Genomic DNA, 24,167 nt, shown 5'->3' with positions numbered 1-24,167 from the left:
ATTATGATGCAACAGGTAGAAGTGTATCGTCCGAAAAATCCAGTCCGTTTTGTTACGGCTTCAAGTCTATTTGATGGTCACGATGCGTCAATCAATATTATGAGAAGAATTATGCAATCGAGCGGAGCTGAAGTGATCCATTTAGGTCATAATCGTTCGGTGGAAGAAGTAGTTCATGCAGCCATTCAAGAGGATGTTCAAGGGATTGCGATTTCTTCTTACCAGGGAGGACATGTGGAATATTTCAAATATGTGATTGATTTACTCGAGGAGCTGGGTGCTGGTCATATTAAAGTATTTGGTGGCGGTGGAGGAGTCATTATTCCTCGTGAGATTAAGGAACTTCATGCTTACGGGGTGTCATGGATTTTTTCTCCGGAAGATGGTAGGAAATACGGGCTTCAAGGGATGGTTAACCAAATTCTTGGGATGTGCGATTTCATTCCACCAATTGATATCGATCAGGATTTTGAGAAATTATTGCAAGGTGACCGTCATGCGATAGCAAAGTTCATAACATATGTGGAAAGCAATGAAGTTACCGCAGAAGATAAACAAAGGGTTTTAACCATGTTAAAAGAGAAATCTGATGGGAGCATACCTGTTCTAGGGATAACAGGAACAGGTGGTGCAGGGAAAAGTTCATTAACCGATGAATTGATTCGCCGTTTCATGAATGATGTGGATAATAAAAAAGTTGCTGTTATTTCGATTGATCCAACGAAAAGAAAGACAGGTGGGGCGCTTCTTGGAGATAGGATACGGATGAATGCGATATTTACAGATCGTGTCTACATGCGTTCTCTAGCAACTCGTGATTCGAGAAGTGAACTATCAAAGGCAATTCAGGATGTTATAGATGTTGTTCGTGCATCAGGATACGATTTAATTATTGTTGAAACGAGTGGTATTGGGCAGGGGGATGCAGCGATAACAGAAGTGACTGATCTTTCCATGTATGTCATGACAGCAGAATTCGGTGCACCAACGCAACTTGAAAAAATCGATATGATTGACTATGCAGATTTTATCGTAATCAATAAATTTGAACAAAAAGGTTCAGAAGATGCGTTAAATCAAGTTCGGAAGCAGTATGAACGAAGCCGAATGCTTTTCAAACAAGATAAGAATAAATTCCCTATCTTTGGAACGATTGCAAGTCAATTTAATGATGCAGGGACAAATGCATTATTTGCTTCTTTAATTGATACATTAAATGACCGTTATACATGGGGAGCATCCGTAGAATTCGACCGTCATATTATTGCTGAAAAGCAAAACATGATCATTCCAAATGAGCGCCGTCATTATTTACGCGAAATTTCTAGCCATATCAGAAGTTATCATGAAGAAGCGGAGAAGCAAAGTAATATTGCTCGTAAGCTGTATCAAATGGACGGTGCAATGACTGCGGTTTCTATTGATGGAAACACAGAATTAGTTGAGGGATTAGAACGAATTGCGAATCAGTATAAGGAACAATTACATCCGATATCGAAAAAACAATTAGATGCCTGGGATGAAACCAAAGAGCAATATAGTAAGGATTCACTTTCCTATAAAGTTCGCGATAAGGAAATTCAGGTAGACCTCATAACAGAGTCGCTATCAGGGCTAAAGATTCCAAAAGTTGCTTTTCCGAAATATTATGATTGGGGGGAGCGTTTGCTGTGGCTGTGTAAAGAAAATGTTCCTGGAGCATTTCCATTTACAGCAGGTGTTTTTCCATTTAAAAGGAAGGGTGAGGACCCAACCCGTCAATTTGCAGGTGAGGGTACACCAGAACGAACGAATAGAAGATTTCATTATCTATCTCGAAATGATGACGCGAAGAGACTTTCGACCGCGTTTGACTCTGTTACCCTATATGGTGAAGATCCAGCCTATCGACCCGATATTTATGGGAAAATTGGTGAAAGCGGTGTGAATGTTTGTACACTTGAAGATATGAAAAAACTATATGCAGGCTTTGACCTGACAAATGCCCTAACATCCGTTTCCATGACAATTAACGGTCCAGCACCAATTATATTGGCGATGTTCTTTAATACAGCGATTGACCAACAAGTAGATAAATTTGCAGAGGAACAAGGCCGTGAACCAAACAAGCAAGAATACGAGAAAATTAAAGCGGATACATTATCAGTTGTACGCGGTACGGTTCAGGCGGATATTTTAAAAGAGGACCAAGGGCAAAATACATGTATCTTCTCAACAGAATTTGCTTTACGTATGATGGGGGACATCCAGCAGTATTTTATCGATAAAAATGTTCGGAATTACTATTCGGTTTCCATCTCTGGATATCACATTGCGGAAGCTGGTGCAAACCCAATCACTCAACTTGCATTTACCCTAGCAAATGGCTTTACGTATGTTGAATATTATTTGAGTAGAGGCATGGATATCAATGCATTTGCTCCAAATCTCTCTTTCTTTTTCTCAAATGGGTTAGATCCAGAATATACCGTAATCGGACGCGTGGCACGAAGAATTTGGGCAATTGTCATGCGTGATAAATATGGTGCAAACGAACGTAGTCAAAAATTAAAATACCATATTCAAACATCTGGTCGTTCATTACATGCACAGGAAATCGATTTTAATGATATTCGCACGACATTACAGGCACTCCTGGCAATACAGGATAATACAAATTCCTTGCATACCAATGCATATGATGAAGCGATCACAACACCAACAGAGGAATCTGTAAGGCGTGCAATGGCTATTCAAATGATTATCAACAAAGAGTTCGGTTTAACAAAAAATGAAAATCCACTGCAAGGTTCATTCATCGTGGAGGAATTGACTGACTTAGTCGAGGAAGCCGTCCTGCAAGAGTTTGAAAAAATGAATGATCGTGGTGGTGTTCTTGGGGCAATGGAACGTCAATACCAACGGGGGAAAATTCAAGAAGAGTCGCTTTATTATGAAGGTAAAAAACACTCTGGTGAGCTTCCGATTGTTGGTGTAAACACCTATATCAATCCAAACCCACCATCAGAAGACCAAATTGATTCGATGGAACTAGCACGTGCGACCAAAGAAGAAAAAGAACATCAAATTAAAGAGCTACAAAAATTTCAGGAAAACAAGAAGGAGCAAACCGAAGAAGCATTAAGACGACTAAAGAAAGTCGCGGCAACAAACGGGAATGTATTTGAAGAACTCATGGAAACCGTTAAAGTAGCAAGCCTCGGCCAAATCACCCAAAGCCTCTACCAAGTAGGCGGCCAATACAGAAGGAATATGTGATAAGAAAGGCTGAACGGGCTGTTCAGAGACGTACGGACTGGACTGAGCCGAAGGAGATAAAGGAAACACGTCGAACGGAGAGAGACGATGTTGACTTATCGTACGGAGGTGAGGGAAGTCTCGCTAGTCTCTAGCCCGTGAAGCTAGACAAAGAAAGGCTGAACGGGCTGTTCAGAGACGTACGGACTGCCATAGAAAAGAAAACGCAGGCGGATGCTTAACATGCGGATCCACTTACTTTTACTTTAATTTGCATTTAAATGTGGCATAATCATAATAGAATTGTTTATAATGGTAATTATGTTCTGAATCATACTGTATCCGAAAAACCTAGAACAACTAAAAACATAACACTTTTAAGTGAACGCCTATAAAGCCACTAACGGTCAGTAAACAATACACAAGGAAGTTTCACTTTAAAACAAAGCAAAAAGTGTTATAGTAAAATAAGTAAAATAAGATATGAATGATTTCGCTAATCTAATAGGCAAAAAATGCTATCAATATACAAAGTAAAGGGAGTGCATACCGTGAGCTTAAAAGACTACACAAAAGAGCAAATTGAGAATATGTCAATGATTGAGTTGGCAAGTGAAATTTTATTTGATGAAAAGAAAGTAATAGGCTTTAATGAACTTTTTAACAGAATTGCGGATTTAAAAGGATATTCTGAAGCTGAAAAGGAAGACTATATTGCTCAATTCTATACAGATTTGAACGTAGATGGACGCTTTACAACACTTGGTTCCAATACATGGGGATTAAAACGCTGGTATCCTGTGGAACAGGCAGAAGAAGAAGTACACACTACGAAGAAAAAGAAGAAAAAACCAACAAAGAAAAAACGTGTTGTTGAGGAAGAACATGAGGATATTGAAGAAGATGAAGGACTTGATGATGATTCATTAATCGACGATGATATTGAAGACATTGACGATGATGATGACTTTGATGATGTTTTTGACGATAAAGATGATGACCTTGAAGACTTTGATGATGAGTTAGATAAGGACCTTGATGAAGATGATGATGAACTTGATGAAGAAATAGACGAGGACCTTGAAGAAGAATTCAAAGGTGACCTTGATGAAGATGATGACATCGATAATGAAGAAGAAAAGAATTAAAAAGGGTAGTTGACTTTTTGGAGTACAATAAGTATTATTTTACTTGGGCTCTATAAATTAAATTCATAGCGTTTCCCCGGATGATTTTTGGGGAGACGCTTTTTATTTTTAAAATAGAAATAATCTGTACATCCGAGTTTTTTGGTGCTCGGCTAATGCAGATTTCTTTCTTTTTAAAGGTATTATTCATCGTGTTTTTATTCTTATATTTAGTACAAAATAAACTATCAACAACAAGAAAGAAAGAGGGATTATAGTGACGAAGTATATTTTTGTAACAGGTGGTGTTGTTTCCTCATTAGGGAAGGGAATAACTGCTGCTTCATTAGGTCGTTTATTAAAAAACCGAGGATTAAAGGTTACATTACAAAAATTTGACCCATATATTAACGTTGACCCAGGTACGATGAGTCCATATCAACATGGAGAGGTATTCGTTACACATGATGGTGCAGAAACGGATTTGGACTTGGGGCATTATGAACGATTTATAGATAATAACTTAAATCAATACAGCAATATAACAACAGGTAAAGTATATTCCACTGTTATAAAGAAAGAAAGACGCGGAGACTATCTAGGTGGTACGGTGCAAGTCATCCCTCATATAACCAATGAAATTAAGGACCAAGTATTTCGCGCGGGTGAAGCAACTGGAGCGGATGTTGTTATAACAGAAATCGGTGGTACAGTTGGTGATATTGAATCACTACCATTTCTTGAGGCAATCCGTCAAATAAAAAATGAAGTTGGAAGAAATAGTGTGATGTATGTTCACTGTACACTCATTCCATATATCAAAGCTGCGGGTGAAATGAAAACAAAACCAACACAACATAGTGTGAAAGAATTACGTTCACTAGGTATTCAACCTGATGTTGTTGTATTGCGAACAGAACTTCCAGTCAGTCAAGATATGAAAGATAAAATATCCCTATTCTGCGATATTGATGTAAATGCAGTAATTGAAATGCCTGATGCTGATACGCTTTATCAAATCCCTCTAACATTGCAGGAACAAAACCTTGACCAGTTAGTCTGTGATCATTTTGATTTAGAATGTAGTGAGGCTGATATGGTGGAGTGGCAAGCACTTGTTTCAAAAGTTAGGAACCTGTCTAATACGGTTAATATTGGTTTAGTTGGTAAATACGTTGAGCTACCTGATGCATATCTTTCTGTTGTTGAATCGTTAAAGCATGCAGGATATGTTTATGACACAGATATTAATGTGCGCTGGATTAATTCAGAAAAATTATCAGAAGATGAAATTAGAGAAGCGTTAGCGAATGTTGATGGTGTGCTTGTACCAGGTGGATTTGGTGACAGAGGTATTGATGGTAAAATTGCTGCTATTCGCTATGCGCGTGAAAATAATGTACCATTTTTCGGAATCTGTCTTGGTATGCAGTTAGCTTCCGTAGAATTTGCTCGTAATGTTCTTGGATTAGAAGGTGCGCACTCAGCCGAAATTAACCCTGATACGCCATATCCAATTATCGACTTATTACCAGAACAAAAGGACGTTGAAGACCTAGGTGGTACATTGCGCCTTGGTGCATACCAATGTAAATTGAAAGATGGTACGAAAACAAAAGCTGCATATGAAGGTGCAGACGTTATCGAAGAACGCCATCGTCATCGATATGAATTTAATAATGAATATCGTGAGCAAATGGAAGAAAAAGGATTGGTCTTCTCTGGGACAAGCCCTGATGGTAGATTAGTTGAGACGATTGAAATTGAAGATCATCCATGGTTTGTTGCATGTCAATTCCACCCAGAATTTACATCGCGACCAACAAGAGCACAAAGCTTATTTAAAGGTTTTATTGGAGCATCTACCCAACATAAATCAAATAACTAAATAGATGGTTAGTAAACCTCGGACACACATGTGTTCGAGGTTTTTCAATGTAAAATATTCCCATATATATTTTATGGAAAATGCAGGAAAATAATATAGCCCTATCGAATAATTAATAGAGGGGAATAAGGGGAAATTTATTAGGGGAGGCAAGTTGTATTGGGAAAAGGGATATTAGTTGTTGATGACCAACTTGGAATAAGGCTATTATTAACAGACATACTGGAGAATGAAGGTTATCAGGTTCATACAGCAACAAATGGCAAAGAGGCATTGGATCAAATACATATTAAAAGCTATGATTTAATTATCCTGGATTATAAACTTCCAATTATTGATGGGGCAAAAGTTTTACAGCAGTTGGAAGTGGAAAAAACACAAGTACCTGCTATAATTATGAGCGGATTAGCAGAAAATATAATTGGTGTCAAAGAAGAATACACCTTTGTAAAAGCTGTAATCGGTAAACCGTTTGATGTAAAAGTGCTTTGCAAACAAATTAAGGCTATTTTACCCTAAACTTTCTTGAAAATTTAGCCTAATTCCAAAATGTTGCGTGAGCTTGGACTAGTTGGTAAACTTAGGATGTAAACAATAGTACTTTCCAGCAAATGTGAAAGAAATCACCAGAGGAGGATTACGTATGCCATTAGTTTCAATGAAAGAAATGTTAGAAAAAGGTAAAGAAAATGGTTATGCTGTCGGGCAGTTTAACATAAATAACTTGGAATATATCCAAGCTATTTTACAAGCGGCTGAAGAAGAGAAATCACCAGTCATTTTAGGAGTTTCTGAAGGTGCCGGTAAATATATGGGAGGCTTTAATGTCGTTGTTGCGATGGTAAAATCTCTAATGGAATCTTATGGAACAACCGTACCTGTTGCTATCCATTTAGACCATGGTTCAAGTTTTGAAAAATGTTCACAAGCAATTCATGCAGGATTTACTTCTGTTATGATTGATGCTTCACATTCACCAATCGAAGAAAACATTGCTTTAACAAGTAAAGTTGTTGAGTTAGCACATATTCACGGTGTTTCTGTCGAAGCAGAAGTGGGTACAGTTGGTGGAGAAGAAGACGGCGTAATTGGTGGCATTAACTATGCAGATCCAAATGAATGTAAACGTCTAGTTACAGAAGCTGGAGTTGATTGTTTAGCACCAGCATTGGGTTCTGTACATGGTCCATATCAAGGTGAACCAAACCTAGGCTTCAAAGAAATGGAAGAAATCCTTAATCTTGTAGGCGTTCCACTTGTATTGCATGGTGGTACTGGAATTCCAACAAAAGATATTCAAAAAGCAGTTTCACTAGGTACTGCTAAAATTAATGTAAACACAGAAAACCAAATTGCACAAACAAAAGCTGTTCGCGAAACGCTAGCAGAAAAGCCAGATGTTTACGATCCACGTAAATATTTAGGACCTGGTACAGCGGCTATTAAAGAAACAGTTATTGGTAAAATGCGTGAATTCGGTTCTTCAGGTAAAGCGTAAATAGAGTAATGGTGACGAATGGACGATAGATAATATCCATTCGTCTCTAATTATCTACTGGAAAATAAATAACAAGGGGGAATAATGTTATGAGATTTTTTATAGATACAGCTAATATTGAAGAAATTCGCTCTGCAAATCAATTAGGTATTCTAGCTGGGGTAACAACAAATCCTAGTTTAGTAGCAAAAGAGGGAGTTTCCTTTCATGATCGTTTAAGGGAAATTACTGCTGAGGTATCCGGCTCTGTTAGTGCAGAAGTTATTGCTGAAGACGCTCCAGGTATGATTAAAGAAGGAAAAGAACTTGCGGCAATAGCACCGAATATAACGGTTAAAGTGCCAATGACACTAGAAGGTTTAAAAGCTGTAAAAGCATTCAGTGACCTTAACATTAAAACAAATGTAACACTTATTTTTAATGCGAACCAAGCGCTCCTTGCTGCTCGTGCTGGTGCTACATATGTTTCTCCATTCTTAGGTAGACTTGACGATATCGGTCATGATGGGATGACTCTAGTATCTACTATTTCGCAAATCTTTGCACTCCATGATATCAAAACAGAAATTATAGCTGCATCTATCCGTCATCCGTTGCATGTCATCGATGCTGCGCAAAATGGTGCGAATATTGCTACCATTCCGTATCAAGTGCTAGAACAACTAGTAAAACATCCACTAACAGATCAAGGCATAGAGAAATTTTTAGCAGACTGGAATAAATAGACTTAGTCAGGGAATTTGAACTCGTCTGAAATTTTCAACTTAGTCATTTTATGAATGAAATTTATTTTATCGTACAAGCTATAATAAGAGATGTAGACAATTAAATTACATCAGAGAAACGTCATACATATTAATTGGTTGTCACCATCAAATAATACAATCTTTGAAATGGTGTGTGTTCAAATAATAGTATTTGAACAGCCCTCGAAAAGTGGGGTTTTAAATTATGGAGAAAATGTTGATTGAAGGTGGTCATGAATTAAGTGGCCAAGTAAGAATTAGTGGGGCTAAAAATAGTGCTGTTGCATTGTTACCAGCATCAATTTTAGCTGATTCGCAAGTAACGATTGAAGGTCTTCCGAATATATCAGATGTAGAAACATTAAGTGATTTATTGGAAGAAATTGGTGGTACGGTAGAATGGAATGACCGTACAATAACAGTAAATCCGGAAAAAATGGTAGACATGCCACTTCCTAATGGCAAGGTGAAAAAACTGCGTGCCTCTTATTACTTTATGGGAGCAATGCTTGGGAAATTTAAAAAGGCAGTGATTGGTCTTCCAGGTGGATGCTATTTGGGCCCGCGACCGATTGATCAGCATATTAAAGGATTTGAAGCACTCGGTGCAGAAGTAACGAATGAGCAAGGTGCCATTTACCTTCGAGCTAAAGAATTAAGGGGTGCAAGAATCTATTTGGATGTTGTTAGTGTTGGAGCTACGATTAATATTATGCTTGCAGCTGTAAGAGCGAAGGGTAAGACAATTATAGAGAATGCAGCGAAGGAACCCGAAATTATTGATGTTGCAACCCTATTAACAAATATGGGTGCAAAAATCAAAGGTGTGGGTACAGATGTAATTCGGATTGAAGGCGTCGAGAGCTTACATGGATGCAGGCATACGATTATACCTGATCGAATTGAAGCTGGTACATACGCAATTGCTGCTGCAGCGATGGGTAAAGAAGTAGTACTGGATAATGTGATTACACGTCATATTGAATCACTCCTTGCCAAACTTAGGGAAATGGGCGTAAGATTAGAAGAGAAAGATGATCAACTATTAATTGCGCCAAGAGGTCCACTAAAGAGTGTAGATATTAAAACATTGGTTTATCCAGGTTTTCCAACAGACCTTCAACAACCATTTACTTCTTTGTTAACAAAGGCAGATAGTACAGGTGTAATAACAGATACCATCTACTCTGCTCGCTTAAAGCATATCGATGAATTAAGACGAATGAATGCTATGATTAAAGTAGAAGGTGGATCGATTATCGTTTCAGGCCCAGTTAAGTTGCAAGGAGCGAAAGTAAAAGCATCCGATCTCCGTGCAGGTGCAGCTTTAATCGTTGCTGGATTAATGGCGGAAGGTGTAACTGAAATAACGGGCTTAGAACATATTGACCGAGGTTATGAGAATATTATAGAGAAGCTTACAAATCTTGGTGCAAATGTTTGGCGAGAAGAGATGACACCTAACGAAATTAAACAATTTCAAAACTCTTAAAACATTGGATAGAAAGAATTCCATTTTTATTTCAATCTAAACATGGCTAAAATATCTGAATTGGGATGAGGATATTTTTATAAAAAAAGGGAGAGAGCCAATATGGAAAGAAGTTTATCAATGGAATTAGTTCGTGTAACGGAGGCTGCTGCATTAGCATCAGCACGTTGGATGGGCAGAGGTGTGAAAGATGAAGCGGACGATGCAGCAACAACTGCAATGCGTACTGTATTCGACACGATACCAATGCAAGGAACCGTTGTAATTGGTGAAGGAGAAATGGATGAGGCTCCAATGCTTTACATTGGTGAAAAGCTAGGTACTGGGGAAGGACCTGGTGTTGATGTCGCTGTAGACCCACTTGAAGGAACAGAAATTGTTGCTCAAGGTACTTGGAATGCACTTGCGGTTATTGCAATTGCTGATAAAGGTACATTATTACATGCGCCAGACATGTATATGGATAAGATTGCTGTTGGACCAGCAGCAGTTGGTAAAGTCGATATAAACGCACCAGTCATCGATAATTTGAAAGCAGTTGCAAAGGCGAAAAATAAAGATGTAGAAGACCTTGTTGTAACGATTTTGGAACGTGAGCGTCATACGAAGTTAATTCAAGATGTTCGTGATGCGGGTGCAAGAATAAAGTTAATTCCGAATGGGGATGTAGCTGCTGCTATCAATACTGCATTTGATAATACTGGTGTTGATATTCTACTAGGTAGTGGTGGAGCACCTGAAGGCGTGATCGCTGCTGCCGCATTAAAATGTTTAGGTGGAGAAATCCAAGGAAAGCTCGTACCATCGAATGATGAGGAAATCTCTAGATGCCATAAAATGGGTATTAAAGATTTAGAGAAAGTCTTTTATATGGATGATTTCTGTAGTGGCGATGACGCTATCTTTGCAGCAACAGGTGTAACGGATGGTGAGCTCTTAAAGGGTGTTCAATTTAAAGGCAATCGAGCTACGACTCAAACGGTTGTTATGCGGGCGAAGAGTGGAACGGTTCGCTTTATTGATGGAGAGCATAGCCTACAGAAAAAACCTAATTTAGTGTTTAAATAAAGAGGAAAAAGGGAAGAAAGTCTCCTAGTGAAGACTTTCTTTTCCTTCTATTTTAAATCTATTAAACTACAGACTCCTTCTATTTTGGTAAGACAAACAATTTAAATGATAAATAGTATTGAATAATGCGCCCTAAGAGCGTAATATAGTAAATGTTTAATGCGAGATAAACTTGGCTAATACTATAAAAGGTTGTCAAAAAGTCCGGTAAAAATGACACATCGAGTTTCTTCGTTGGTTTGCTTTCCGCTGGTGGGAGCTTCGCCGCCTCGAACTTCACGGTTCTTTTTACCCTCCTTTTTTGAACACGTACGATAAATAGAAAAACCGCTAAATACACATTAGTCCTAAGTTACTTGTTAAACTTCTGTTTTTGCTTCTGTATAATCTACTTTTCTTCAAAAAGGACTTACCTTCCATAAATGAAGTAGAACCATCAAGTTGTTTTTAATAAGCACTTATACTTTTATAACACATAGAGCTGTATATATTTTACGGTTTCTAAATGAATGAATCTTTTAAAAAATACCGAAAATTTAATAGGCGTGGTGATGAAATGTCTACATTAACAATCTCTCAATTAGAGACATTAACTTTAAAGGAATTATATGCGTTGGCTAAGGAATATAAAGTTTCCTATTACGCAAAATTAACAAAAAAAGAATTAATATTTGCAATCCTTAAGGCGCAAGCAGAAAAAGATGGTTACTTATTTATGGATGGTGTGTTAGAAATTATCCCTTCTGAAGGATTTGGATTCCTCAGACCAATTAATTACTCACCTAGTGCGGAAGATATTTATATCTCTGCATCTCAAATACGAAGGTTTGATTTACGTAATGGAGATAAGGTTTCTGGTAAGGTTCGCCCACCAAAAGAAAACGAACGTTATTATGGGTTATTGCATGTTGATGCAGTAAACAGTGAAGATCCAGAAACGGCAAAAGAGCGTGTGCATTTTCCTGGGTTAACGGCTTTATATCCTAATCGTTTTATGAAATTAGAAACAGAGCCAAATAAATTGTCTACAAGAATCATCGATTTAATGACACCGGTCGGTTTTGGACAACGTGGACTTATTGTTGCCCCACCGAAAGCTGGGAAAACAATGTTGATTAAAGAAATTGCCAACAGTATTTCAGTTAATCATCCAAATGCAAAACTAATTATCTTATTAGTAGACGAACGACCAGAAGAAGTAACAGACATTGAGCGTTCTGTTCATCCTGATGTTGATGTCGTTAGTTCTACATTTGATGAGGTACCAGAAAGTCATATCAAAGTATCTGAACTTGTACTAGAACGTGCCATGCGTTTAGTTGAACATAAGCGAGATGTTATTGTTTTAATGGATAGTATTACTCGTTTAGCACGCGCATATAACTTAGTTATTCCGCCAAGTGGCCGAACACTTTCAGGTGGTATCGATCCAGCTGCATTCCACAGACCGAAACGTTTCTTCGGTGCGGCAAGAAATATTGAAGAAGGTGGAAGTTTTACCATTTTGGCCACTGCCTTAGTTGATACAGGTTCACGTATGGATGATGTTATTTATGAGGAATTTAAAGGGACCGGTAACATGGAGTTACATCTAGATCGTCACCTTTCTGAACGCAGAATTTTCCCTGCAATTGATATCTTGCGTTCAGGTACACGTAAAGAAGAATTACTCGTTCCGAAAGGGCATCTTGAAAAAATGTGGGCAATTCGTAAAACAATGCAAGATTCGAATGATTTCTTAGAACGCTTCTTAAGAAAATTAAAGAGCTCCAAAACTAATGGTGAATTTTACCAAGTGATGGACGATGAAATGAAACGAAAAGGAATGAAGCGATAAAGTTTAAAGTAAGCGCCCGTTAAGCGTAAATTCTGATCAAAAAAGTGTACGGGCCTCTTGCAAACTGTGCATTAGACTGGTATAATCTCTATGTGAGTTTAGATAAGGTATATTACCTCATACGGCTCCCCGAAATAACTCTGTTTCTAAGGGATTCAGGGCAAAAAGGAGTGGAAAGATATGAAAAACGGAATTCATCCAGAATACAGAAAAGTTGTATTTCTTGATACAAGCTCAGATTTCAAATTTTTGAGTGGTTCAACAAGAAGTTCTAACGAAACGATTGAATGGGAAGATGGTAACACATACCCATTAATCAAAGTCGAAATCAGTTCTGATTCACACCCATTCTACACTGGTAAACAAAAAGCTGACAAAGTTGGCGGCCGTGTGGATCGCTTTAAGAAAAAATACAATATGTAATAAAAAGGTCCGTTACTTACGGGTATACGGTGCGAATAAACAAAGGGAATTATCCCAAAACATGGAAGACAGGCAAAATGTCTATATTTTGCCTGTTTTTACTTTTTTTACATCTAAAACTAAATCAATATATTATCTAAATTTGTGGTAAACTATGCAATGTACATAAAGAAGATGGAAAAGTGAGGGATTCTCTACTATGTATGTTATGAAACAAAATGGCTGGATAGAAGTGATTTGTGGGAGTATGTTTTCCGGTAAATCAGAGGAGTTAATTCGTCGTGTCCGCCGCGCTACTTTTGCCAACCTTTCAGTTCAGGTATTTAAGCCTGCAATAGATAAACGTTACAATGATACCGCTGTTGTCTCACACAATGGAACATCCACTGTTGCCCATCCGATACACCGTTCCGAAGAAATACTAGAACGTATAGATAAAAATATAGAAATTGTTGGAATTGACGAAGTACAGTTTTTTGATGAAAATATTGTAGATATTGCTGAAGAACTTGCTAATCAAGGTATTCGAGTAATTACTGCAGGTTTAGATATGGATTTTCGCGGAGAACCATTTGGCCCTGTTCCCCAATTAATGGCTGTTAGCGAATTTGTCACGAAGCTAAATGCAATTTGTCCATTATGCGGCTCGCCTGCAAGTAGAACCCAACGCCTCATTAATGGAAAGCCCGCATCATATGATGATCCAGTAATCTTAGTTGGTGCATCCGAATCTTATGAACCTCGATGCCGTCATCATCATGAAGTGCCGAATAAACCTGTAAGTAATGTATTGACAAGTGATATGATAGATGCAGTGAAGTAGAGTGCCTGAAGTGGTGCTCTTTTTTTTAATAAGAGGAATTTATTCATTTAAAACCCCGCAACACCCAGCTACCAATAATCCACATCTCAAATTGACCCCACACCCTCCTATATAATATAATGATACTGGTAAAGAAAGAGGTGTTCGTGGTGATTGATCGATTGCAAACATTGGAAGATCGTTATAATAAACTAAATGAACTTTTAAGTGACCCAGAAATCGTTAAGGATACGAATAAATTACGTGACTATTCAAAAGAGCAAGCAGGCCTTGAGGATGTTGTCGTGGCGTATCGTCAATATAAAGACGTGGATGCCGGGTTGAAAGATGCGAAGGAAATGCTCGAGGACAATCTGGAAGATGAAATGTATGAGATGGTGAAAGCAGAAATTGCTGAGCTTAGCCAAACAGAAGAGTCATTACGGGAAAAAATGAAGATTTTACTTTTACCAAAAGACCCGAATGATGATAAAGACGTATTTGTAGAAATCCGCGGTGCAGCGGGTGGAGATGAAGCAGCATTGTTTGCTGGCGATTTATACAAGATGTATACGCGTTATGCAGAAAACCAAGGCTGGAAGATTGATGTTATGGAAGCGAATACGACTGGTGTTGGGGGTTATAAAGAAATTATCTTTATGATTAACGGAAAAGGTGCATACTCCAAATTGAAATTTGAAAATGGTGCACATCGTGTTCAGCGTGTTCCAGAAACGGAATCAGGTGGCCGGATTCATACTTCTACTGCAACGGTAGCTGTTTTACCTGAGGCGGAGGAAGTTGAAGTTGAAGTTCATGACAAGGATATTCGTGTTGATACGTTTGCATCAAGTGGGCCTGGTGGCCAAAGTGTAAATACAACGATGTCTGCTGTACGTTTAACACATGTGCCCACTGGAATTGTTGTATCAATCCAGGATGAAAAATCTCAAATCAAAAACAAAGAAAAGGCAATGAAAGTATTGCGTGCTCGAATTTATGATAAATTCCAGCAAGAAGAACAGGCGAAATTAGATGAAACGAGAAAATCAGCTGTTGGTACAGGAGACCGTTCAGAGCGGATCCGTACGTATAATTTCCCGCAAAACCGTGTTACAGACCATAGAATTGGTTTAACAATTCAAAAGCTTGACCAAATTTTGCAAGGTAAATTGGATGAGTTTATTGATGCATTACAACTTGAAGAACAAGCCAAAAAATTAGAGCATATTGGTGAATAAAATGAGTGAAAAATTATATGAAGTCCTAAAACGGGCTTCTCTTTTTTTAGATGAATATAATCGGGAATCGAAAGTTGCTGAAATCCTACTTCAGCATCATTTACGAATATCAAGGTCAGAATTCTTTATGAAAATGCAAGATCCAGTGCCATCAAGTGTCATTGAACGTTTTGAAAAAGATCTCCAGTTACATGCAGAAACAGGGATTCCAGTGCAGCATCTTACTGGAAATGAAATGTTTTATGGGCGTAAGTTTCAGGTAAATAACCATGTGCTCATTCCGAGGCCAGAAACAGAAGAACTTGTCCTCCATATAATCGAACTGGTGAAAAAGAAATACACGGAAAATCCGATTACAATTGTAGACATTGGAACGGGGAGTGGAGTAATCGCGATTACGCTTGCCCTTGAGCTGCCACAGGCTACTGTCTATGCAACCGATATTTCATCTGAAGCACTTTCTATTGCTAAAAATAATGCGGACCGATTAAAAGCCAATGTACATTTCCTTCAAGGTGACTTTGCACAGCCACTTATTGACGAGAACATTCAAGCAGATATCATAGTTTCGAATCCCCCGTATATAGCAGAATCAGAAAAAGCCGCCATGGATGATACGGTGAAAAACTTCGACCCTGCGCTTGCGTTATTTGCTGACGAGGAAGGGTTGGCAGCGTATAGAAGGATAATACAACAAGCACCCAAAGTTTTAAAAAGGCAAGCACAGATTGCTTTTGAGATTGGTTATAAACAATCCGCAGATATTCAAGAAATTATTATGCAGAGATTTCCAACTGCGGAGGTTCGGTGCCTGAAAGACATAAATGGAAAGGATCGAATTGTTTCAGCACGCATCTTTTAAAAGAAAAATAGATTATTACTAGATTACTAGTTTAAAATCGTTTTGCCCTGTCCATAATGAAGAATAAGTTCAGGGAGAGGAGCTAAAAAGCGATGAAAAAACTTGTATTTTTTGCATTTATATTTATTATACTTTTTCTAGCAATGCCATCAAAAGGAGTTAGTCAAGAAAAGGGATTAGAATATGATTATGAAGAAATTCCAGACGAGGCAATTAGACTTCGCATTCTAGCAAACAGTGATTCAGAAGAGGATCAGGCACTAAAGAGACTCGTGCGTGATCGGGTTAGTGAAGAAGTTTCGGGCTGGGTTGAATATATGACCGATATTAATGAAGCGAGAGATTTAATAGAGTCGAGAATACCTGAAATAAGAGAAATTGTTGCATCGGTTATTGAAGAAGAAGGTGTGGGTAATGACTATACTGTAGAATACGGGAAAAATGTTGCCTTCCCAACGAAATTGTATGGATCATATCTTTATCCGGCTGGAGAGTACGAAGCAATTTTAATAACGATAGGTGAAGGAGAAGGGGATAATTGGTGGTGCGTATTGTTCCCGCCATTATGTTTTCTGGATTTTTCATTCGGTACAACGGTAGCTGCGGCGGATGCAGGTGAAATGGAGACATTAGAAGAGGAAAAGGAAGTCGAAGAAGAAGAGGAAACGGAAGTTAAGTTTTTCTTATTTGAATGGTTTGGTTGGTCATAGTTCTTCTATTTGATGCATAGGATGGTAGAAATGGTAAATAATTGTTCTATCAAAATGAATAGAAGAGGTGAGATGAATGAATATCATACCAGCAAATAAAGCAAATCAAGGGCAGCTTAATGAATTTTTAGCAAATAATAAAGGTCTTGATAAAGATAGCTTGCTCCTTGAGGGCTATGTTGTAGCAATACAAGATAAAATAGAAGGTTGCTTTAGCTTGCAAGCGTTAGAAGATGAAGGTGTGTTTTGGTTAAAACAGTTATATATTACGAGGGCGGAAGCAAATAAATTGCCAGTGCTAGTAGAAACGATTTTGGCATTAGCGAAATCAAAGCAGGCAAAAAGTGTGTATGTGCACAGTCATCAACCAGTTGTGGATATTTTACTAGAAGCATTACAATTCCATCCGCAAAGGGAAACAAAATTTGTGGATAAACACCCGATAACAAAGGGAAATTGGTGGTCTTATCACGTTTCTTAACTTTTCTGAAAAGATATGCACAATATCCACAAGTGCATGTGTATAACTTGTTGGAAAACTGTGAGTAAAAGTACCTATTAGTGGATAAAATTCTTGTGGATCTGGAAAAAAGCAATAATAACAGCAATTTACCTGTGGATAATTATTCTCAGGTTTTTTGTTGTGGATTAGTCTTTTCTTTAATTAAGGATAGGATATTTTCTAGAAGATTCTTGTGTTTGACATAGTATGTATAAACTGCGAAGTAACAATAATTTGGGAAATTTTCTTGAGAGAGCTTATCAAGTTCATTTGAAGAGAATTTTGCTCTATTTCAATCTTGAGAAGGCTTATCAAGTTCATTTCAGGAGGGTTTTGCTCTATTTCAATCTTGAGAAGGCTTATCAAGTTCATTTCAAGAGGGTTTTGCTCTATTTTAATCTTGAGAAGGCTTATCAAGTTCATTTGAAGAGAATTTTGCTCAATTTTAATCTTGAGAAGGCTTATCAAGTTCATTTGAAGAGAATTTTGCTCAATTTTAATCTTGAGAGAGCTTATCAAGTTCATTTGAAGAGAATTTTGCTCAATTTTAATCTTGAGAGAGCTTATCAAGTTCATTTGAAGAGAATTTTGCTCAATTTTAATCTTGAGAAGGCTTATCAAGTTCATTTCATGAGAATCTTGCTCTATTTCATTCTTGATAGCACCGTTGAGTATTGGCATTCATAATTCTTTATTGATCTTGAGAGTACAAGCAAGATATTTTTTTAAGTTCGATGTTACTGCGCAGTTTATATCAACTATGAATATTAAAAAACAATAAAACGTACGAAAAGAGCCTAACGTTATAACGTTTTTTGCGTAATCCCGTAAATTCCACTAGAATAGGAAATAGAAAAGAGGGACCAAGCATGACTGAAACAAAACGATGGAATGTAAATGATGATATAGATTATAAAGCGATAATAGAAGCGGCGCAATTCTTGAGAGATGGGATGACGGTTGCTTTTCCGACGGAGACGGTGTATGGATTGGGTGCGGACGCAACAAAGAATTCGGCAGTTGCTAAAATCTTCAAAGCGAAAGGTCGTCCTGGGGACAATCCATTAATTGCGCATGTTGCAACGAAAGAGCAATTATTTAAACTTGTGGAAAACGTACCAGCATATGTAGAAAATTTGATTGATACCTTTTCACCTGGTCCGATTACATATGTTCTTCAAAGCAATGGGATATGTGCGGATAATGTAACGGCAGGGTTATCCACAATTGGCGTGCGAATACCAAGTCATCCCGTTGCACGTGCGTTATTAAAACAATGTAATATCCCAATTGCAGCACCAAGCGCAAATATTTCAGGGAAACCGAGTCCAACGACTGCTGAGCATGTCTGGGAAGACCTCGCAGGTAAAATTGCAGGGCTCCTTGATGGTGGCCCTACTGGTGTTGGCGTGGAATCAACAGTAATTGATTGCACACAGGATATCCCCATTATTCTAAGGCCTGGTGGTGTAACGAGAGAACAGCTAGAGGAGGTTGTTGGTAAAGTTGCTTTTGACCCTGCTCTAGCAAATAACAAGGAAAAACCAAAAGCACCAGGAATGAAATACAAACATTACGCTCCAGATGTCCCGTTGGTTTTAGTAGAGGGTTCTCCTCGTGAAATTCAAGAAACGATTGATAAGGAACAGCAGGCTGGGAAACGTGTTGCTGTCCTTGTTAGTTCAAAGATAGTGGGATCTGTAAATGCGGATGAAATACTTTCGCTAGGCGAAACAATGAATGAAGTTGCTACACATCTGTATGATGGGTTGCGTAGATTTAAACAAGGTGATGTCGATATCATTATTTGTGAAGCCTTTTCTGAAGAGGGAATTGGACAAGCAGTAATGAATCGTTTACGTAAAGCGGCGAGCCATTTTGTTAGTGAACAGTAGAACAAGTCACCTATAGTACTTTTGTACATATTCCCTTTAGGACATGCATATAGTTTATAAGCATGTCCTAGGGGGTAACTCATTTGACGGAATATTATATCGGTGAAATTGTTTCATTAGTATTTATGGCAGTAGCTTTAGGAATGGATGCATTTTCTGTTAGTCTCGGAATGGGGATGCAGAGAATGCGGCTCAAACGGATTGCGCTAATAGGGATTGCAATCGGTATTTTTCATGTGATCATGCCTTTTCTCGGAATTCTTTTAGGAAAAGTCATCTCAGACCAAATCGGGAATTTTGCCATTATTGCAAGTGCCTTCCTGTTAGTTGCTATTGGAGCACAAATGATTATTAATGCATTTATAGGGGACGATAAAAAACGGCTACAACCAATTGGGTTTGGCTTACTAATTATTGCGTTTACTGTTAGCTTAGATAGCTTCTCAGTGGGACTTAGTTTAGGGATGTCAGGTGCGAAAATTGCCATCGTCTTATTTCTTTTTGGAGTAGCAAGTACCATTCTTACATGGATTGGACTGTTACTCGGAAGAAAAGTACATAGCTTTTTAGGGGTGTATAGTGAAATATTGGGTGGAAGTATTTTGTGTGGATTTGGATTTAAGATATTTTTTGGATAGGCTGTTTTCTAAGGGAATAAAAAAGCGATGAATAAAATGAAGGATTTCTGTTTTTTTACAGGAGTCTTTTTTAAATAGGAAATCGTACCTGTTTTGCTAACATGTTCCCCTTAATTATGATATATTTGACTTATTAGACAAGGGATGGGAGAGCCATTATGAGAATATTATTTGTGTGTACTGGGAACACATGTCGAAGTCCGATGGCTGAAGGACTACTAAAGCATAAAATGCCTGAAATAGAGGTGCAATCTGCTGGTATTTATGCTGGAGAGAACCAGCAAGCAAATGAAAAAGCAATACAAGTTCTAAGAAAACGACATATTTCAATTAACCATCGTACTCAAGCGGTAGGACGGGATTTACTTGAGTGGGCAGAAATTGTGTTAACCATGACTTCAGGCCATAAACGTTCCATGATGTTAGACTTTCCAGACTATCAGGAGAAGATTTTTACATTAAAAGAATATGTAGCTGAAGGTGATAAGGAAATATGGAAGGAAGTCATTCAAGCATACGCAAATCTTGAGGAAAAAAGATTAAAGATTGTACAAGAACAGAGACAAAAGAAAAATCAAGTTCACTTTAATCAAATCGTTGAGGATTATTTACAAGATGATATAAATCATATTCGTAGTCTTGAATCTAACCTTATAAATTATGATATATCCGATCCATTCGGCGGTGATATACGGACGTATGAGGCAACATTAGAAGAGCTGGATCAATATATTGAATTATTAATAAAAAAAATAAAATGATTTACTTTCAGGGGGAACGAATATGAAAAAGAGGTACCAATTCAGTCTACGGCTAAAATTGGTTTTTTTCACGACGATTTTAGCGTTAATTACATATGGTACAAGTGCATTATTCTTGTACGCGCTGTTTGACTACATTCAAGATTTTATCCCTATTTCATTTGAATGGTACACCATTCTAACATTGCTTGCGGGAATCCTTTGGTCTGGTTTGTTAGCTTTCTTTGCGGCATTTGTCATTACAAAGCCATTAGAAAAGCTGGAAAAAATTGCATCCGAGGCTGCGAGAGGTAATTTGAACCAAACCGTTGAAATTCCTAAATCAGATGATGAAATTCGTGCGCTATCCCTATCGTTCGATACGATGTTGAAGAGCTTAAATCAAATTGTGCAGAACATAGACGGAAACTTCCAAACGACGAATCAGGCTGTACAATATATGAAAGAGGCTTCCAATAGAGCAAGTCAGCATTCACTGGCAATTAGCTCATCGGTAAGTGAAATTTCTAGAGGAGCGGAGAGTTCTTCCGAAGCTATCCAAAATACTGCTGAAGCGGTGGAAGAAGCAACAGAACTAGCAGAAAAGGTTCAGATAAAGGCAGAACAATCGAAGGAAAAATCAACAACAATGCTAGGAACATTAAATAACAGTATGCATGTCGTAGACCAGTTAGTAAAAGGTATTCAGAAGTTAGCAGATGAACAAGAAGTTTCGTTAAAAGATGTAGAACATTTAAAACAGAATGCAATCCAGGTGGAATCCATTATTACCATGGTTGGTGAAATTGCTGAGCAAACCAATTTGCTTGCTTTAAATGCATCCATTGAAGCAGCTCGCGCTGGAGAGCACGGGAAAGGCTTTGCTGTAGTAGCGGAGGAAATTCGAAAACTAGCAGATCAAAGTGCTGGGGCTGTCCAACGAATTTCCAGTTTGATTGCTGCAATCCAGGAAGATGTTAACCAAGTAGTAGTGAAAATCAATAATAACGTGGTGTATGCTAAGAAAGAATCGGTGAAAGGTGCTGAAACAACTACAGCGTTTGAACAAATGGCTGGATCTGTGACAGACGTTGCCGGTGAGATTACTGCGATTACAAAACTAGTAGACAAGCAATTACACTTTATTCAAGATACGGTTAGACAATCTCAAGAAGTGGCCGCAATTGCAGAAGAAACTTCAGCTGGTGCCGAGGAAGTGAATGCGGCTATCGAAGAACAGGTAGCTACGATTGAAGAAGTGGATAAGATTGCACTTGAAATAGAGGAGCAAGCAAATAATTTAAGAAAACAAATTAAAAAGTTTCAAGTGGATTAATGGATAGAATAGAAATCTATGTGGCCAAGTCTTGGGTGGGCTTGGCTAATAGTAAATGAAGAGGTGACGTTCATGGGAGATTTTCTAGGGGAAATAAAACTGGATTTGGAAAATGCTGTAAATGAATGGATGGAAAGTGGACACCTCATCGGTGGCAATATATTTGTGATTGGCTGCTCAACGAGTGAAGTTAGTGGGAAACGGATTGGTTCATCAGGTAGCGAAGAGATTGCGGGTGTTATTTTTAATCAACTGGTATCGTTACAAAAGCGTACAGGGATTAAACTGGCTTTTCAATGCTGTGAACACTTGAATAGAGCAATTGTTGTAGAGAGAGAAACAATGCTTGCGTACCATTTAGAGGAAGTATCCGTTGTTCCAGTTAAGAAAGCTGGTGGATCCATGGCGGCATATGCTTATCAACAGATGGCTGACCCTGTAGTCGTGGAGTATATAAAAGCACAAGCAGGAATGGATATTGGAGAGACAATGATCGGGATGCACCTGCAGCATGTTGCTGTCCCGCTTCGATTTAAACAAAGGTATGTAGGAGAAGCTAGATTGACTGCGGCATATACACGTCCAAAGCTAATTGGTGGGTTACGTGCAAATTATGAAAACACAAGATTAAAATAACATTCATCATAAATTATATCTGTTCTTTTAATAGGAAATTGTGGTTTTTATCAGTAGAGCATTCGCTTTTTAAAATAGTGCTGAATTATCATTCCAAAATGAGTAGAGAAAAGTTACAATAAAGACAAGATTGAATTTTACCATCATTACATATATTTAGGGGGCTTATGAAATGGAACATGTAAAACAACAGGATGCAGAACTTTTTGAAGCGATTCAAGCAGAAGCATCTCGTCAGCAAAATAAAATCGAATTAATTGCATCCGAAAACTTTGTATCCCAAGCAGTAATGGAAGCGATGGGTTCTGTCCTTACAAATAAATATGCAGAAGGATATCCTGGTAAAAGGTATTATGGTGGTTGTGAGCATGTTGATGTCGTTGAAAACTTAGCACGTGATAGAGCGAAGCAGCTTTTCGGTGCAGATCATGCGAATGTTCAACCACATTCAGGTGCACAAGCAAACATGGCAGTATATTTCGCCACATTAGAAACAGGTGATACGGTGCTAGGTATGAATTTAAGCCATGGTGGTCATTTAACACATGGTAGCCCAGTGAATTTCAGTGGGAAGCAATATAATTTTGTTGAGTATGGTGTGGACAAGGATTCGGAACAACTGAATTATGATGCGGTCTTGGAAAAGGCAAAAGAAGTAAAACCAAAAATGATTGTCGCTGGTGCAAGTGCATATTCCCGTGAAATCGATTTTGCTAAATTCCGTGAAATAGCAGATGAGGTTGGCGCATATCTAATGGTTGACATGGCACACATTGCTGGTCTTGTAGCAGCTGGTCTTCATCCAAACCCAGTTGAGCATGCAGATTTTGTTACAACAACAACACATAAAACATTGCGTGGCCCTCGTGGTGGAATGATTCTTTGCAAGGAAGAATATGCAAAGCAAATCGATAAAGCTGTATTCCCTGGTATTCAAGGTGGACCGTTAATGCATATTATTGCAGCGAAAGCGGTATGTTTTAAAGAAGCACTATCAGATGAGTTCAAAGTGTATGCACAACAAATAATTGAAAATGCAAAAGTACTTAGTGATGCATTTATAGATGAAGGTTTGCATATCGTTTCAGGTGGAACAGATAACCATCTTCTATTAGTTGATGTCACACCACTTGGTTTAACTGGTAAAGTAGCGGAGAAAGTACTTGATGATATTGGCATAACGACGAATAAAAATACGATTCCATTTGATACGAATAGTCCATTTGTTACAAGTGGTGTTCGTATCGGGACGGCGGCCGTAACAACTCGTGGTTTTGGGCAAGCAGAGATGAAAGAAATTGCATCAATTATTGCCTTCACATTGAAAAATCATGAAGATGGAGCGGCATTACAAGAAGCAGAAACTCGAGTAAAAGCGTTAACAGATAAATTCCCGTTATATGTATAAGATAACGAATGAATAGCATAAAAAATTAGGGGCTTGTTCAATTTATTTATGAACAGCTCCTAATTTTTTTGAACTTGTTGT

General features: G+C 38.0%; 22 protein-coding genes. 21 read left to right on the top strand and 1 reads right to left on the bottom strand.

The window, feature by feature from the left end:
• Window positions 1–6 precede the first annotated feature (6 nt).
• From icmF to D8M05_RS10270, 15 genes are all read left to right on the top strand, one after another.
• Window positions 7–3,258: a fused isobutyryl-CoA mutase/GTPase IcmF gene (gene icmF / locus D8M05_RS10345; protein ID WP_121131498.1), complete on the top strand. Its 3,252-nt coding sequence runs from the start codon at window positions 7–9 to the stop codon at window positions 3,256–3,258.
• A gap of 530 nt (window positions 3,259–3,788) precedes the next feature.
• Window positions 3,789–4,385: a DNA-directed RNA polymerase subunit delta gene (gene rpoE / locus D8M05_RS10340; RefSeq protein WP_121131496.1), complete on the top strand. Its 597-nt coding sequence runs from the start codon at window positions 3,789–3,791 to the stop codon at window positions 4,383–4,385.
• 256 nt (window positions 4,386–4,641) lie between these two features.
• The gene (locus D8M05_RS10335; protein ID WP_121131494.1) at window positions 4,642–6,252 is read left to right on the top strand and encodes a CTP synthase; all 1,611 of its coding nucleotides are present in this window, start codon (window positions 4,642–4,644) and stop codon (window positions 6,250–6,252) included.
• Between the two features lie 159 nt (window positions 6,253–6,411).
• Window positions 6,412–6,771: a response regulator gene (locus D8M05_RS10330; protein WP_121131492.1), complete on the top strand. Its 360-nt coding sequence runs from the start codon at window positions 6,412–6,414 to the stop codon at window positions 6,769–6,771.
• Between the two features lie 124 nt (window positions 6,772–6,895).
• Window positions 6,896–7,750: a class II fructose-1,6-bisphosphate aldolase gene (fba, locus tag D8M05_RS10325; protein WP_121131490.1), complete on the top strand. Its 855-nt coding sequence runs from the start codon at window positions 6,896–6,898 to the stop codon at window positions 7,748–7,750.
• An 89-nt stretch (window positions 7,751–7,839) separates the two neighbouring features.
• Window positions 7,840–8,475, top strand: coding sequence for a fructose-6-phosphate aldolase (gene fsa / locus D8M05_RS10320; protein ID WP_121131488.1), 636 nt, complete (start codon window positions 7,840–7,842; stop codon window positions 8,473–8,475).
• Between the two features lie 226 nt (window positions 8,476–8,701).
• On the top strand, window positions 8,702–9,988 hold the full coding sequence (locus D8M05_RS10315; RefSeq protein WP_121131486.1) for a UDP-N-acetylglucosamine 1-carboxyvinyltransferase: 1,287 nt from the start codon (window positions 8,702–8,704) through the stop codon (window positions 9,986–9,988).
• A 102-nt stretch (window positions 9,989–10,090) separates the two neighbouring features.
• Window positions 10,091–11,056 (top strand): class II fructose-bisphosphatase, encoded by a 966-nt coding sequence (glpX, locus tag D8M05_RS10310; RefSeq protein WP_121131484.1) that lies wholly within the window; start codon window positions 10,091–10,093, stop codon window positions 11,054–11,056.
• A 556-nt stretch (window positions 11,057–11,612) separates the two neighbouring features.
• Window positions 11,613–12,893 carry a transcription termination factor Rho gene (rho, locus tag D8M05_RS10300; protein ID WP_121131481.1) on the top strand — a complete coding sequence of 427 codons (1,281 nt, stop codon included), beginning with the start codon at window positions 11,613–11,615 and terminating at the stop codon, window positions 12,891–12,893.
• A gap of 180 nt (window positions 12,894–13,073) precedes the next feature.
• Window positions 13,074–13,316 carry a type B 50S ribosomal protein L31 gene (locus tag D8M05_RS10295; RefSeq protein ID WP_121131479.1) on the top strand — a complete coding sequence of 81 codons (243 nt, stop codon included), beginning with the start codon at window positions 13,074–13,076 and terminating at the stop codon, window positions 13,314–13,316.
• A 199-nt stretch (window positions 13,317–13,515) separates the two neighbouring features.
• Window positions 13,516–14,139: a thymidine kinase gene (locus D8M05_RS10290; protein ID WP_121131477.1), complete on the top strand. Its 624-nt coding sequence runs from the start codon at window positions 13,516–13,518 to the stop codon at window positions 14,137–14,139.
• A gap of 149 nt (window positions 14,140–14,288) precedes the next feature.
• Window positions 14,289–15,359: a peptide chain release factor 1 gene (gene prfA / locus D8M05_RS10285; protein ID WP_121131475.1), complete on the top strand. Its 1,071-nt coding sequence runs from the start codon at window positions 14,289–14,291 to the stop codon at window positions 15,357–15,359.
• Window position 15,360: 1 nt separating this feature from the next.
• A complete protein-coding gene (gene prmC, locus D8M05_RS10280; protein ID WP_121131473.1) occupies window positions 15,361–16,221 on the top strand; it encodes a peptide chain release factor N(5)-glutamine methyltransferase in 861 nt (286 codons plus the stop codon).
• Window positions 16,222–16,313: 92 nt separating this feature from the next.
• Complete coding sequence (spoIIR, locus tag D8M05_RS10275; protein WP_121131471.1) at window positions 16,314–16,931, top strand: stage II sporulation protein R; 618 nt, start codon at window positions 16,314–16,316, stop codon at window positions 16,929–16,931.
• A 76-nt stretch (window positions 16,932–17,007) separates the two neighbouring features.
• Complete coding sequence (locus D8M05_RS10270) at window positions 17,008–17,412, top strand: GNAT family N-acetyltransferase (protein WP_121131469.1); 405 nt, start codon at window positions 17,008–17,010, stop codon at window positions 17,410–17,412.
• A 201-nt stretch (window positions 17,413–17,613) separates the two neighbouring features.
• On the opposite strand, the gene D8M05_RS10265 is transcribed toward D8M05_RS10270, so the two are convergent.
• A complete protein-coding gene (locus tag D8M05_RS10265) occupies window positions 17,614–18,114 on the bottom strand; it encodes a hypothetical protein (protein WP_121131467.1) in 501 nt (166 codons plus the stop codon).
• 188 nt (window positions 18,115–18,302) lie between these two features.
• On the opposite strand from D8M05_RS10265, the gene D8M05_RS10260 reads away from it, so the two are divergent.
• The 6 genes from D8M05_RS10260 to D8M05_RS10235 all read left to right on the top strand — a co-directional run bounded on the left by D8M05_RS10260 (window position 18,303) and on the right by D8M05_RS10235 (window position 24,086).
• On the top strand, window positions 18,303–19,328 hold the full coding sequence (locus D8M05_RS10260; RefSeq protein WP_121131465.1) for an L-threonylcarbamoyladenylate synthase: 1,026 nt from the start codon (window positions 18,303–18,305) through the stop codon (window positions 19,326–19,328).
• Between the two features lie 125 nt (window positions 19,329–19,453).
• Window positions 19,454–19,966, top strand: coding sequence for a manganese efflux pump MntP (locus D8M05_RS10255; protein ID WP_121131568.1), 513 nt, complete (start codon window positions 19,454–19,456; stop codon window positions 19,964–19,966).
• Window positions 19,967–20,124: 158 nt separating this feature from the next.
• Complete coding sequence (locus D8M05_RS10250; protein WP_121131463.1) at window positions 20,125–20,727, top strand: low molecular weight protein arginine phosphatase; 603 nt, start codon at window positions 20,125–20,127, stop codon at window positions 20,725–20,727.
• A 22-nt stretch (window positions 20,728–20,749) separates the two neighbouring features.
• Window positions 20,750–22,042: a methyl-accepting chemotaxis protein gene (locus D8M05_RS10245; RefSeq protein ID WP_121131461.1), complete on the top strand. Its 1,293-nt coding sequence runs from the start codon at window positions 20,750–20,752 to the stop codon at window positions 22,040–22,042.
• A 72-nt stretch (window positions 22,043–22,114) separates the two neighbouring features.
• Window positions 22,115–22,678 (top strand): TIGR01440 family protein, encoded by a 564-nt coding sequence (locus D8M05_RS10240; protein ID WP_121131459.1) that lies wholly within the window; start codon window positions 22,115–22,117, stop codon window positions 22,676–22,678.
• Window positions 22,679–22,850: 172 nt separating this feature from the next.
• Window positions 22,851–24,086 (top strand): serine hydroxymethyltransferase, encoded by a 1,236-nt coding sequence (locus D8M05_RS10235; protein WP_121131457.1) that lies wholly within the window; start codon window positions 22,851–22,853, stop codon window positions 24,084–24,086.
• Window positions 24,087–24,167 lie beyond the last annotated feature (81 nt).

It is taken from the genome of Oceanobacillus bengalensis (assembly GCF_003628445.1).
Taxonomy (GTDB): domain Bacteria; phylum Bacillota; class Bacilli; order Bacillales; family Amphibacillaceae; genus Oceanobacillus; species Oceanobacillus bengalensis.
Note: the sequence above shows the minus strand (reverse complement) of the source record. Positions and strands in the feature narration are given on the sequence as shown.